The 14129-nt window shown below is 51.5% G+C and carries 12 protein-coding genes; all 12 read left to right on the forward strand.

Features of this window, described 5'->3' with window-relative positions; genetic code table 11:
* Window positions 1-172: 172 nt before the first annotated feature.
* The 12 genes from AB4Z33_RS22230 to AB4Z33_RS22285 all read left to right on the forward strand — a co-directional run bounded on the left by AB4Z33_RS22230 (window position 173) and on the right by AB4Z33_RS22285 (window position 13984).
* Complete coding sequence (locus AB4Z33_RS22230) at window positions 173-1567, forward strand: extracellular solute-binding protein (protein ID WP_442051984.1); 1395 nt, start codon at window positions 173-175, stop codon at window positions 1565-1567.
* A gap of 69 nt (window positions 1568-1636) precedes the next feature.
* Window positions 1637-2521: a carbohydrate ABC transporter permease gene (locus AB4Z33_RS22235; RefSeq protein ID WP_442051985.1), complete on the forward strand. Its 885-nt coding sequence runs from the start codon at window positions 1637-1639 to the stop codon at window positions 2519-2521.
* Window positions 2518-3342 (forward strand): carbohydrate ABC transporter permease, encoded by an 825-nt coding sequence (locus AB4Z33_RS22240; protein WP_442051986.1) that lies wholly within the window; start codon window positions 2518-2520, stop codon window positions 3340-3342. The genes AB4Z33_RS22235 and AB4Z33_RS22240 overlap by 4 nt, the downstream gene beginning before the upstream one ends.
* A gap of 56 nt (window positions 3343-3398) precedes the next feature.
* The gene (locus AB4Z33_RS22245) at window positions 3399-4430 is read left to right on the forward strand and encodes a Gfo/Idh/MocA family protein (protein ID WP_442051987.1); all 1032 of its coding nucleotides are present in this window, start codon (window positions 3399-3401) and stop codon (window positions 4428-4430) included.
* A 150-nt stretch (window positions 4431-4580) separates the two neighbouring features.
* Entirely contained in the window at window positions 4581-6326 is a 1746-nt protein-coding gene (locus tag AB4Z33_RS22250) for an ABC transporter ATP-binding protein (RefSeq protein ID WP_442051988.1), read from the forward strand.
* A gap of 39 nt (window positions 6327-6365) precedes the next feature.
* A complete protein-coding gene (locus AB4Z33_RS22255) occupies window positions 6366-7040 on the forward strand; it encodes a response regulator transcription factor (RefSeq protein WP_442051989.1) in 675 nt (224 codons plus the stop codon).
* Window positions 7037-8104, forward strand: coding sequence for a sensor histidine kinase (locus AB4Z33_RS22260; RefSeq protein ID WP_442051990.1), 1068 nt, complete (start codon window positions 7037-7039; stop codon window positions 8102-8104). The genes AB4Z33_RS22255 and AB4Z33_RS22260 overlap by 4 nt, the downstream gene beginning before the upstream one ends.
* 196 nt (window positions 8105-8300) lie before the next feature.
* The gene (locus tag AB4Z33_RS22265; protein WP_442051991.1) at window positions 8301-10355 is read left to right on the forward strand and encodes a methyl-accepting chemotaxis protein; all 2055 of its coding nucleotides are present in this window, start codon (window positions 8301-8303) and stop codon (window positions 10353-10355) included.
* A gap of 16 nt (window positions 10356-10371) precedes the next feature.
* Complete coding sequence (locus AB4Z33_RS22270; protein WP_442051992.1) at window positions 10372-10938, forward strand: class I SAM-dependent methyltransferase; 567 nt, start codon at window positions 10372-10374, stop codon at window positions 10936-10938.
* A 306-nt stretch (window positions 10939-11244) separates the two neighbouring features.
* Window positions 11245-12039: an ABC transporter ATP-binding protein gene (locus AB4Z33_RS22275; RefSeq protein WP_442051993.1), complete on the forward strand. Its 795-nt coding sequence runs from the start codon at window positions 11245-11247 to the stop codon at window positions 12037-12039.
* Window positions 12039-12899 (forward strand): ABC transporter permease, encoded by an 861-nt coding sequence (locus tag AB4Z33_RS22280; protein WP_442051994.1) that lies wholly within the window; start codon window positions 12039-12041, stop codon window positions 12897-12899. The genes AB4Z33_RS22275 and AB4Z33_RS22280 overlap by 1 nt, the downstream gene beginning before the upstream one ends.
* Window positions 12900-12925: 26 nt before the next feature.
* Window positions 12926-13984 (forward strand): ABC transporter substrate-binding protein, encoded by a 1059-nt coding sequence (locus AB4Z33_RS22285; protein ID WP_442051995.1) that lies wholly within the window; start codon window positions 12926-12928, stop codon window positions 13982-13984.
* Window positions 13985-14129 lie beyond the last annotated feature (145 nt).

Here is a 14129-nt window from a genome sequence, read left to right on the forward strand (position 1 = left end):
TTTGTTTATTTTTCGCATTTCAGTTTTGAAAAGACAAGAGTCGGCGTCACAATACATTGTTGAAAACGCTTTACAGTTCTATTATTTGTTATATCAACACCGCAAGTGTCGGATGAATCCAAAACAATGTGATGTTATCTGACACAAAACTCAGACAGGGGAGTGTCTATCAATGACAAAGAAGTGGTCTCAGTCAATCGTTGTCATGCTGCTCGTAGCCGTCCTATCGGCATGCGGAAGCAACAACGGCAATAACGCAGGCAAAGGCAATGCAGGCGGGGGAAATGCGGGCGGCGCCTCCGGCGGCGCAACGGATACGCTTGAAGCGTGGGGGGAAACGATCAAATCGCAATACGGAGGGCAGGAGCTGAATCTAGCATTCGCGAGCCATCCGTCCACGGAATCTTTCCAGAAGCTTACGGGCGACTTCGAGAAGCTTACCGGCATCAAGGTGAAATGGGAAGTGATGGAGGAAACGTATCTCAAAAACAAGCAGCTGCTTGATTACACGGGCAGAACCGGTACGTACGACGTGCTTATGGTCGACGGATTCTGGATGAGCGAATACGGCGCGAAGAAAGTGGTCGAGCCGATCGATTCCTATATCACGGACAAAACGCTGACGCCGGACTGGTTCGACTACGAAGATATCGTACCGGCTTACCGCAACGGCATCAGCAAATACGACGGCAAGACGTACGGCATTCCGACGGCGGGCGAAACGCGATTCATCGCTTACCGCAAAGATCTGTTCGAGAAATATGCCAAGCAGCCGCCGGTTACGATGGACGAATTCCTGGAGCTCGCGAAGTTCTTCAACGGCAAGGAAGACGGCTTATACGGCGTGACGATGCGCGCGCAGCGCGGTACGCATGCGGCATCGGGTCTTATGACCGTCATGTACAACTTCGGCGGCGGATTCTTGAACCAACAGACGGGCGACGTTACGATGACCGATCCGAAGACGGTTCAAGCGATGCAATTTTACGTAGATTTGCTGAAGAACGCACCGAAGGACGTAGCATCCTATACGCATGAAGAAGCGTTGTCCGCCTTCACGACGGGTAAAGCAGCTATGTGGCTGGATGCGACGGCGCTGGCGAAGCGGATTCTCGATCCGGCAAGCTCGCAAGTGTATGACAAAGTAGGTTTCGTGCCGACGCCGGAAGGTCCGGAAGGCAAAGCGAGCGCGCTCGCGGGCTGGAACATGTCGATCTCGGCGCTGTCCAAAAACAAGGAAGCAGCTTGGGCATTCATCGTGTACATGAACAGCAAGCAAAATGCGAAAGCATACGTGGAAGGCGGCGGCGTGCCGGTTCGCACATCCATCTACGAGGACGCCGAGCTCGTAGCGGCGGATCCTTCGTACCCGGTACAGCTTGCAGCGCTTAGCGATGCGAACGTACTGGTCGAGAAGGGCATTGCTTGGATTCCTCCGCACGAGAAGCTTGGTCAAATTCTTGACCGTGTCGGTTACTATGTGAGCGCGGCGATGTTCGGCGAAATTACCGTGCAGGAAGCGGCGGAGAAATCGCAAGCGGAGCTAGAGGATATTGTCGGCAAGTAAACGTTAAGGATCCGGGCCGCGCGGGAAGCGCGGCTTGGATAAGCTAAAGCAAAGAAGGTGACAACAGCTATGATTCGCTCCTATTTTGAGAAGAGGCCTCATCTCGTATATATTATGCCGGCTATGGTTATCCTCGGCGCGCTAACGTTTCTGCCTACGATCTTCCTGTATGTGCTGAGCGTTACGGATTACGAGCTGGGCTATTCCTCCTTCAACTTCGTCGGCTTGGATAACTTCATCCGGTTGTTCTCGGGACAAGACGCCGAGTTCTGGTATTCGGTGTCCATTAGTATCGGGTTCATGATCATTACGACGGTTATCGAGCTGCTGCTCGGATTCTGGCTGGCCGTGCTGCTCGACCGAGAGTTCAAGCTCAAATTTCTAGTCTTCGCCTGCATGATCGTGCCGATCGCGATGACGCCCAGCATTACGGGGCAAGTATGGAAGCTGATGATGAATGCGGAGTACGGCGTTCTGAACTACTTCCTGCAGTTTGTCGGGGGCAAGGTGATCTGGCTGTCCGGCGAAAATGCATTCTGGTCGACGGTGCTCGTCGACGTTTGGCAGAACACGCCGTTCGTGGCGCTTATTATTTACGCAGGTATTCGTTCGCTGCCTTCCGATCCGTACGAAGCGGCTGCGATCGACGGCGCCAACAACCTGCAAATTTTCCGTAACATTACGATGCCGCTGTTGTGGCCAATGATTTTGCTCGCGGTTATTTTCCGCGCGATCGATTCGCTTAAGACGTTCGACATCCCGTACTCCCTCACGCAGGGCGGACCGGGCAGCTCGACAGAGTTCTTAAGCCTTCATGTCTACAGGCTTGGATTTGCCGGAACGGGCTGGATCGGGCGATCGGCCGCCGTATCCGTCGTGCTTCTCATTCTGACTACGGTCATCAGCATGGTGCTCATCAAGATGTACCGGAAAGGGGTTGAAAACAAGGGATGAATCCGCTTGGAAACAAAAAACTCGGCCTCTCTACCGCCGCCATATTGGCAATCGTCTGTATCGTCTGTGTGTTTCCGCTCTTTTGGATGCTTATTATCAGCTTGAAAACAAAAACGCAAACGTACGACCCTAGTATTTGGTTTTTCTCACCGACCTTCGAAAATTACAAGCAAATCTTTGAAAATAGGCATGCGCTCGATTATTTGAAAAACAGTGCGATCGTAGTCGTTCTTACGACCTTGTTCTCGATCTTCATCGGCGGGATGGCCGCATACGGCTTCGCCAGGTTCGAATTCAAGAAAAAGGAGAACCGCGCGTTCTGGGTGCTCAGCCTGCGGATGCTGCCTCCGATGGCATCGGTTATTCCGATCTTCGTTATGGCGAGCATGCTGCGCATTCTGGACACGCATTTCGTGCTTATCATCTGTTATATGCTCTTCAATATTCCGTTTACGATCTGGATGATGCGGAGCTTCTTCGAGGAAATTCCCGTCGCGCTCGAGGAGGCGGCATTCGTGGACGGCGCATCGCGGTTCCAGGTTTTCATGAAGGTTATTCTGCCACTCGCCACGCCGGGACTGATCGCCACCGCGATCTTCTGCATCATCAATTCGTGGAATGAATTCGTATTCGCGTTATTCCTGACGAGCTCGGATGCAAGCACGCTGCCGACGACCGTCACGCTGTTCCTGTCCGTAAGCGGCGTCGTGTGGGGCGAAATGTCGGCGATCGGCATTGTGACGATCTTACCGGTGCTCCTGTTCGCCATGGTTGTCCAGAAGTACATGATTCGCGGCTTAACCTTCGGCGGTGTGAAGTAAATGAACGAGATCGTTTTATTAATTTCTATTACTAACTAGAAAAGGCGATGACAATGATGACAACGATCAAAATGGGTATTGTAGGCGCAGGTACTTGGGGCGAGACGCATGCCTTTATTTATAACGATCATCCGCAAGCGGAAGTGACTGCTATATGCGATATGAACGCAGAGCGCGCCAAAGCGCTTGCCGCGAAGTTCAACATCCCGGAGTCGAACGTCTTTACGAGCCATAACGACATGCTGGGCAGCGGCCTTGTCGACGCAGTCGCAATCGTGACGCCTGACTTCGCCCATACGCGGATCGCGGTGGACTGCGCGAACGCGGGCAAACATTTCATTATCGAGAAGCCGCTTACGACAAGCCGCGAAGAAGCGCTTGAGATCATGGAAGCCGTGGAGAAAAACAATGTGCGCATGATGGTGGACCTGCACAGCAGGTGGAGTCCGCTGTTCGCGATTCCGAAGCAATCGATATTGGACGGCGATATCGGCGATCCATACAGCGCGTATTACCGTTTGAACGATATTAAATGGGTAGCGACCGATCTATTGCCATGGGCGGCGAAATCATCGATCCTCTGGTTCCTTGGCTATCATAGCGTAGATGTGCTGCGTTGGTTATTCGATGACGAAGTGGAGCGTGTATACTCGGTATCCCGCGAAGGCGTCCTGAAGGACGAAGGCGTTGATACGGTTGACGTATACCAGACGATACTTGAATTCCGCGGAGGCGGCATCGCCACGATGGAGAATGGCTGGATTACGCCGAACTCGAACCCGAACGTGAACGATATGAAGCTGAACATTACCGGCACGAAGGGCATGTTCAATATCGATCCGACGCACAGTCAAATGCTGGAGCGCTTCACGGAGACGAAGGCCGACCGTCCGGATTTGCTTGTACGCCACTTTATCCACGGCAAGCCGAAAGGCTTCGCCTACGAAAGCATTCGCCATTTCGTCGATCAGTTGATTACGGGGGAGCCGTTCCTCGTAACGAAGGAAGATGCTTATAACACGACGATGGTCATTCTTGCGATTATGGAATCCGCGAAAACAAGAACGCCGGTTAAGGTTGTTTATTAGAAGGAATAGAAGGAGCTCTGTCTCTCGCTTATTGCGGGCGGCAGAGCTTTTTTTTGTTGAGGTGTGCTGCCCTTCTTTCGTTTAAATTGCGTTTAAATGGGTACGGTACAGTACGAAGAGAGATAGAGAAACAAGGAATAGAGGAGTGGTATGATTAATACTCAAAAAGGAAGTCTTAAGCGATTCATTCGCCTGTTAATGGATACGAACCCGCCCAAAGCGCTATTGTCTATCGCAGTCGTGCTTAGCGTGATGAATACGCTCGTCAGCTTGACGATCCCGTTGTTTACGAAAAACCTGGTGAACGGGTTCTCGTTCGGCTCCTTGAGTACGGGACAAATGCTGGCGCTGGCGGCGGCATTCATCGGGCAAGTCGTATTCGGCGGTATATCGGTGTACTTGCTGCATTATGGAGGCAACAAAATCGTTGCTGCTATCCGCGAACGGTTATGGGGCAAGCTGCTGCGGCTGCCTGTTCCGTATTACGACAGCAAGTCTTCTGGCGATACGGTCAGCCGTCTGACGAATGACACAGGCATCCTCAAAGGGTTTATTACGGAGCATGTGACCGGATTTTTTACCGGCATATTATCGATTATCGGGTCACTTGCTATATTGTTCTATATGAATTGGCAGATGACGCTCGTCATGTTAGTTGTATTTCCGGTAGCAGCACTCATTATGATGCCGATCGGACGTCAAATGTATAAGGTGTCGAAGGAAACGCAGGCGGAGAACGCGAGCTTCACCTCGGTGGTGAACCGCGTCGTCTCGGAGATCCGTCTCGTGAAGGCTTCGGGATCCGAGCCGGCTGAATACGAGCATGGACGCAAAGGCATTCACAATCTGTTTGGTTTGGGGCTTAAGGAAGCAAAAATGCAGGCGCTTATTTCGCCTATCATTACGTTTATTATCTTAATGCTGCTGGTCGGCCTGATCGGCTTCGGAGGCGTGCAAGTATCATCGGGCAAAATGACGGCAGGAGAGCTTGTCGCGTTCATTATGTATTTGTTCCAGATCATGCTGCCGATCACGCAGCTTTCACAATTTTTCACGCAATTCCAGAAGGCGATGGGGGCGACGGAGAGCATTATCKGCATTCTCGAATCCGAGGAGGAAGAACAGAACAAAGGGCAGATGCTGTCCGCTATGGATAAGTCGCTGCAAGTGGAGGGCGTCTCGTTCGCCTACAAGCCCGAAGAGCCGATTCTGCGCGATATCAGCATGACCATTGAGGCGGGCAAGGTGACGGCGATCGTCGGTCCGAGCGGCAGCGGCAAGACGACGCTGTTCTCGCTGCTGGAGCGGTTCTACAAGCCGTCGTCGGGCACCATTCGGCTCGGAGGCCAAGATATCTCTGGCGCATCGCTCCGCTTCTGGCGTCAGCAAATCGGTTATGTATCGCAGGAGAGCCCGATTATCGCGGGAACGATCAAGGATAATTTGTGCTACGGTCTCGAGCGTGAGGTTGATCAGCAGGAATTGGAACATGCCGCGAGAATGGCTTATGCGGATGGATTCATAAGCGATTTGCCAGACGGTTACGCGACGGAAGTTGGAGAGCGGGGCATTAAGCTCTCGGGCGGTCAACGCCAGCGCATTGCGATCGCCCGCGCCTTGCTGCGGGATCCGCAAATCTTAATGCTGGACGAGGCGACGTCGAATCTCGACAGCAAGTCGGAGGAGGTCGTGCAGCAAGCGCTGAAAAACCTGATGGCCGGCCGGACGACCGTTGTCATTGCGCACCGGCTGTCTACGGTCGTTGATGCCGACTCCATCGTTTTTCTGGAGAAAGGCGAGATTACGGGTGTCGGTTCTCATGAGCAGTTGTACCGCACTCATCGTCTGTACAAGGAATTCGCGGACGGTCAGTTGCGAATGAACAAATCCGCTTAAGCACTCTTGGGAAAGAAGCGGCAGAGGAGAGAAGGACGAATGAGCTATATATTGGTCGTGGATGACGATCCTCATATAAGAGAGCTTGTCAGCGTTATTTTGCGGAAGGAGGGCTACAGCGTACAGGAAGCGTCGGATGGCCGGGAGGCGCTCGCAACGATGGAGAAAGCTGCCGCCGATATGGTTGTGCTCGACGTCATGATGCCGAACATGGACGGCTGGGAATTGTGTAAGGAGCTGCGTGACACTTATGATATACCGTTGTTTATGCTGACGGCCAAGGGAGAAATGGGCGACAAGGTGCGAGGATTCAACATTGGAACGGACGACTACCTTGTGAAGCCGTTCGATCCGGCGGAGCTCGCCGTTCGCGTCCGGGCGCTGCTCAAGCGCTATCGGATTGCGCTGTCCCAGCAGGTGACGGCCGGCGAGCTTCAATTGGATCGACATAGCTTCGCGGCTGCGGTGAACGGCGAGCCGGTGACGCTGCCGCCGAAGGAATTCGAGCTGTTGTTCATGCTGATAAGCAATATGGGGCGGACGCTGCCGCGGGGGCAGCTCATCGAAGCGATCTGGGGTTACGACTTCGAAGGCAATGAACGCACGCTCGATGTGCATGTGAACCGGCTTCGCGAACGATTCGCGGGTTGGGAAGTATCGGTGAAGATCAGCACGATTCGCGGGCTCGGCTACCGGCTGGAGGTGCAACGATGAAGCGCAAGCTGTCGAAGCTGCAGATCACGTTGCGAAGGACGGGTGCGGTCTCCGTTCTGCTCGTATTTTGCGGCAGCATGTTCTCGCTCGCGTATATGCTCTCTCGATGGTTTTATCGAACACATCATGTATCATGGTCCGACTACATCCTCCAACTAATCAATTGGGGGCTTGGTCTTCTATTTATTGTCGTCATGTGGATGATTATCGGAATACTGGTGCTTCCGAAGCAACGTAAAGTGTGGAACGAGATGTTGGATGCGCTGCGCCGAATCGCTAAAGGCGACTTCAATGTCGTTGTCGACGAGGAAGGGAGATATGACGGGCAGATCGGCCACATTGCTCAATCCATTAACGAGATGACGCAGGAGCTAAAGCAGGTGGAACGGCTTAGGCAGGAGTTCATCTCCAACGTGTCGCATGAAATTCAGTCGCCGTTAACGTCGATCAGAGGGTTCGCGAGCACGCTGCAACGCGCGGATTTGACGGTAGAGGAGAGAATGCACTATTCGGCGATTATCGAGAAGGAGACGACGAGGCTGTCTAAGCTTAGCGACAACCTGCTCAAGCTTACCTCCCTGGAAGCCGACGAACAGCATCTTGAGCTCCGGTCGTTCAGGCTGGATACCCAGCTGGAGACGATCGTGCTCGCGTGCGAGCCGCAATGGTTGGAGAAAGAGTTAGAGCTCGACTTGGCGCTTGCCGAGGCTGAGATCGTAGCTAATGAGGAGCTGTTAAGCCAGGTGTGGGTGAATCTCATTCATAACGCAATCAAGTTTACTCCCGTCCGCGGCAGCATCAAGCTGACGCTTGCGCAGACGCAAGAGCACACAATCGTATGCATTGCGGATACAGGAATAGGCATGACGGATGAAGATCGGAAGCGGGTGTTCGAGAGGTTCTACAAGGGTGACAAGCAGCGGACGAGAACGACTGAAGGCAGCGGGCTTGGGTTATCCATCGTGCAGAAGATTGTCGACCTGCATCAAGGCAGCATAACAGTGGAGAGCCGCTTGAACGAGGGCTCGATCTTCGAAGTCAGACTGCCGCGCAAAGCGGAGTAGGGCCAATATAGGAATCGCTGGAGCTTCATCCGCGCGGATGAAGCTTCTTTGTCGTGAGAGTATCCTTGAAAAATTAAAAAAATGAATAAAAATTTGTCGAATGATGCCTGTGATCTTACTCGTCATCCGATATAAAAGGTATGGTATAAGTGTGACAAGCATGCGGGTACAAGCCCGGTACAGGAGCGATGACGAGATGGAAGAGAAAAAGAGGGTCAATTTTTGGAAACGAAACGTATCACTGAAATGGAAGCTGCCGATTTACATTTCATTGCTGGTGGCGGTAGTTTTCGCTGGCACAGCGACGATGATTTATCAGAGCAATTCGGAACTGCTGTTCAAAGAAAGCAAAGAGTCTTTGTTAACCAGTGGAACGCTGATCGGCGAGAACCTATGGTCTTCTGTATTGTCGGAGAGACAGAGCGTTGCATTGGCTGCAGATCACAATACATTCAAGTCGTTGTTGACGCTCAGAAACGCTGGACAGATGACGGACGATCAATTTTTCTCACCGAGCAACGAGTTGTTGACGCAATCCAACGGTATATTAAAATCGGGTCTCGAAAAAACGAAGGGCTTTCAATCTTTTCAACTTATAGATGCGAATGGGATTATAGTGGCGTCGTCTTCCGAGAGCGATGTCGGAGGCGATCGGACGGATCGGGAATATTTTCAGGAGACGATAAAAGGCAAACCTTTTATTAGCGATGCAATCATTTCCAAAAGCACGGGCAAACTGATCATTCCTTTTACGGAACCAATCATAAGCCAAGAAGGATTTGTAATAGGCGTGTTCAACGGAACGATTGACGCATCGTTTTTTGTTGAAAAGCTGGAGCGCGTGCAGACGGAGGGAAGCCTATCTATATTAAGCCGCTCGGGCATCGTGATATACGACAATGTGAATCCGGATAGCGTGGGTCAGAAATTGAACTCGCCGGGTCTTGACGAATGGTTGAAAGAAAGAGCCGCGGGATCCCCCATTCAAGGCAACGCAGAAAGCGGGAACGGTATCGTTAGCTTCACGAAAATTCCTGATGCGGACTTCGTTATCACATTGACAGAATCCTATGAACATATTAACGAGCCTGTCAGAGAAATGATGACAGAGTTGATTGTCGTGACCTTGGCGGCCATTCTTCTCGCTATTGCGGTGGGCATCTTTATTTCTCGCAGCATGACGAGACCGCTTATTAATCTGTCTAAGTTGTTCAAGCAAATGGCAGCCGGCGATTTGACGGTAAGGGATGACGCGAAATATAAGAGCGAATTCAAGGATCTTGCGGACAGCTTTAATATGATGGTTCTTAACAGCAAGGAATTGATAGGCAGCATGAACCAGTCCATCGGGATTATGAAGGTAAGCACCAATGAGCTGGATACTTCTGCGAAGCAAACGTCCGTTTCGATTACGGAAACAACAACAACGAGCGTAGAGATCGCAAGGGCAATGGAAACGCAATCGAAAGACACCGAGCAGATCGTAGACAAATTCCACGGCTTCGGAGAAAGTTTCGTTTCGTTGCGAGAGAAAACGGATTTGATTAAAGGGGAAGCCGAGAAAATCGTAGGCATTTTCCATCAAAGCCGCGAAGTTATTGAGAACCTGATTCGAGTAAAAGAGCAAAACGAGCATGAGGTTCAAAAAATTTCGGAAATCACAGCTAAGCTGCAGCACAGCTCCACCAACATTAGCCAAATTACGGGGGCGATCAAGGATATTGCGGGCCAAACGAACTTGCTTGCTTTGAACGCCTCTATTGAAGCGGCCAGAGCGGGCGAGCATGGGCGGGGCTTCTCCGTGGTCGCGTCGGAAATTCGTAAGCTAGCCGAGCAAAGCACGAAGCAGTCTCAGGAAATCAACGAGATTATCGGGCAGAACCTTGGCTTCGTTCAAGAAAACAATGCCAGCGTATTGGAAATTCGAAATGTTTCCGCTCTGCAAGAGCAATATGTAGAAGAAACGAAGGACGCTTTCCAAGCCATCTTCGAAAACGTGTCGCATATCGCGGATGAAATCCATGAAATGTCCAGCCGCGTCGTGGAAATGGAACGCGACAAGGACGACGTCATGGAGTCAGCTCAGAGCTTGTCGGCAACGGGAGAAGAAGTATCGGCTTCTGTAGAAGAGGTCACGGCAACGATGCAGGAGCAATCCGCAATGGCCCAGCAGCTTGCCGGCATGGTTGAAACGATCGACTCCCTTACCAAAGATCTGGCGGAGGCTGCATCGAAATTCAAGGTTAATTAGGCAGGAGTGAGGCGGGGTGAGCTCTACGTTCTATAGTACGTTCATGACTATTGTTGCGGGAGTTGTACTGATTGGACTCGTCTCGATCGTCTACAGAAGCTGGCGCAACGGCATATCGCCGATGCCCTCTTCGGCGCAGGCCCGCAGAGCCGTGTCTACGGTGATCGGCCGAATGAACGGACCGGTGAGAGTCATTGAAGCGGGATCCGGATGGGGACATCTTGCTCTGCATATCGCAGAGAGGTGCAAGGAGTGCACGGTGGAAGGGGTCGAGAATGCTTCCCTTCCGTTATGGACTTCGAAGCTGGCCAGATTTGCATTATGGCGGAGCAAAGTCATCTTCCGCAGAGGAGATATCTACAAGGAAGCGTACGAGCAAGCTGATGTCATCGTCTGCTACCTCTACCCCGGTGCTATGAAGCGGTTAAGCGGAATTTTCAAAGAGAAGGCTAAGCCGGGAGCGCGTATTATTAGCGTATGTTTTGCTTTGCCGGATTGGCAACCTAACGGGGTTATCGTATGCAGCGATGTTTACCGCACACCCGTATACCTTTACGATGTACCTAATCGAATACCCGAGTAGGGTGGAATAGAGGCTGTCCCAGAAGTCATTGTATATGGCTAGGGCGGCCTCTTTGCGTTTTCTGAGTTTGTTATTTATGTGATATTTTGATGACGAGCAACATGTCGGAAGGCAGTTATCGGACATAAACCTAACATAAAAATGCCGTTTTGGGTACACTGAACAAACAAATTTCACAAATTTGGCTACTCTGAATATTGTTTCAGGCAAACTCCGATGCTAATATGTTACTTAACTTAACACGTAATCAATAATCGATCTGATCGAATAGATGCCGATAACGATTAGCGCAAAGGAGAGGGACGTATGGCGGGAACAGCGGAGAAGCAACTGGTAGCCTTCGAGCATGTGAGCAAAATGTTTAGTACCGGAACGTTAGCGCTCAACGACATTCATTTTACGATTCAAGAGGGAGAGTTCGTCAGCTTTCTAGGGCCATCAGGCTGCGGCAAGTCGACGGCACTCCGGATGGTAGCGGGTCTGGTGGAGCCAACGACGGGCCAGGTGACGGTGAATGGCAAATCGCCTAAGCAGCTCGTTCGCGAATCGAATGACATCGCCTTCGTTTTCCAGGATGCTAATCTGCTCCCATGGCGCACTGTGCTGGACAATGTTGTACTGCCGATGGAGCTTCGGGGCGGAAGCCGCAAGGAGCACAAGGAAACGGCGCTTCATGTGCTGGAGATGGTCGGCTTGAAGGATCATACCAAGGCTCACCCGAGGCAGTTGTCGGGCGGCATGAAGATGCGCGTGTCGATTGCCAGGGCGCTGGCTGCAAAGCCAAAGCTTCTGCTGATGGACGAACCGTTCGCTGCGCTCGACGAGATAACGCGTCAGTCGCTCCAAATGGAGCTGCTCGATATTTGGCAGAAAGAGAAGATGACCGTGCTGTTCGTTACGCACAATGTCTATGAAGCGGTATTCCTATCCTCCAAGATCGTCGTCATGTCGGCCCGTCCGGGAAGAGTGTCGTCCATCATCGATGTAGACCTTCCTTATCCGCGCGAGCTTGGAATGAGAACGACACCGAAGTTTTCTGAATTTGTGGACTTGGCATCGAGCCATCTGGAGCATGGGGCAGACCGAAGGGAGCTGGGATAATGTCGATCTCAAGTGTCGAAACGGCTGGCAAGGCCATTGTTCCTGTGGGGGAGATTGTAAAGAAGAATCAGGGCTGGCACCGCTTCAAGCACTATTATCTCGGCCCGATTATCGCATTCATCGTGTTCATTACGTTATGGGAGATTATCCCGTCGATGCTGGGGCTGAAGCATTTCATCTTCCCTAAGCCATCGGATGTGTATAAAGCTGCTATAGAGGACTGGAGTATTCTGACTGCGGCTATTCAAATTACGGTTGTCGAATCTCTAATCGGATTTGCGGTTAGCGCGGTCATAGGCATCCTATTATCCGTACTGCTCGCCAGCTCCAAGATTATGGAACGAAGCATTTACCCGTATGCGATTATTTTGCAGACGATTCCCGTTGTCGCGGTCGCGCCGATTGTCGTCATCTGGTTCGGAGCGGGGTACAAATCCATTGTCGTCATTTCGTTCTTGATCGGCTTCTTCCCTATCATCTCTAACACGCTTATGGGTCTGAACTCGGTAGACAAGAACATGGATGAGCTATTCACGCTATACAACGCTTCCAAGTGGAAGAAAATGCTGAAGCTGCGCATTCCGGCTGCAATGCCTTACATTATGGCTGGTCTAAAAATCTCCTGTACGCTGTCGATCGTAGGCGCCATTGTTGGTGAATACGTCGCGGGTATTGGCGGAGGGAAGGGCGGTCTCGGTTATGCGATCACGGTCGCTGCCATTCAAGTGAAGACGCCATTTCTATTCGCATGCGGTATTGCTGCCGCCATTCTAGGTATTGGGTTTTATCTAATAGTCAGCATTTTTGCCAAGTGGGTATTGGGATCATGGCATGAGTCGGCTATGAAGGTTGAAAAATAAATAGATATAGGCGGAGGAGAGAGAACATGCAACATTTCAAAAAGGGTAAAGTACTTATTTTGTGTCTATTGGTGGCGGTATTCGTAGCGGCTTGCGGCGGCGGAGGCAACAACAACGAACCGGCGAACGCTCCTGCGGCAACGGACGGAGCAACAAACGGAGCAGCTACGGATGCACCGGCTGCAACAGATGTACCTGTCGAGAAAGTGAAGCTTGTCCTCAACTGGTTTCCGAAAGCACAGCATGGCGGCGTATATGCGGCGCAAGAGAAAGGTATCTTCAAGGACAACGCGCTTGACGTTACAATCGAACCGGGCGGCCCGCAAGTATCGGCGATTCAGATCGTCGCTTCCGGCGCAGCGGAGTTCGGTCTTGTGCATGCCGACCAAATGGTTATCGCTAGAAACCAAGGCATCGAGCTGGTGGGCGTAGCAGCGGCGCTGCAAGGCAGTCCGCAAGCGCTTATGTTCCATGAGAATGCGGACATCCAGTCGTTCGATGACCTCGCAGGCCGCTCGGTCTACATTCAGCCTGGTATTACATACTGGGATTTCCTCAAGAGCAAGTTTGATCTGAGCAAAGCGAAGGAAGTTGCTTATAACGGCCAGCATGTGAACTTCATCGCCGATAAAGAATCGGTAAGCCAGGCGTTCGTCACTTCCGAGCCGTATTTCCTTGAGAAGGAAGGCGTGAAGACGAAGACGATTCTTATCTCCGAAGCGGGTTATGACCCGTACAACATCGTATTGTTCGTAACGAAAGACTACTTGGAGAAAAACAAAGAGACGGTTGCGCGTTTCGTCAAAGCGTTCTCCGAGGGCTGGATGTCCTATAAGGATTCCGCTACGGAAATCAACGAAGTCATTCATGCGGCGAACCCGAACATCGAGCTTGACGCGCTGAACTTCGAAGGCGAAGCGCAAACGAGCTTCGTATACGGCGGCGACGCTGCCGAGCACGGCTTCGGCTACATGACCGAAGAGCGTTGGACGACACTGATCACGCAGCTCGCGGATCTCGGCTTGCTGAAAGAGAAGTTCGATGCGAAAGAAATCTTTACGACAGAGTTCTTGCCGGCGAAGTAAGAGGCAGAGCTATAGAAGACCGGTTCGCGACGAGCGACCGGTCTTCTTGTTGTTTCTATGAGGAAATTGCAAAATAATAGATGAAATTGTGGAAAGCTCCTGTATAATTAACAAAAAATRCTATAATAGAATAGGTGAATGTAGA

The sequence above is a fragment of the Paenibacillus sp. 2TAB19 genome, assembly GCF_052115185.1.
In the GTDB taxonomy this organism is placed as follows: Bacteria; Bacillota; Bacilli; order Paenibacillales; family Paenibacillaceae; genus Pristimantibacillus.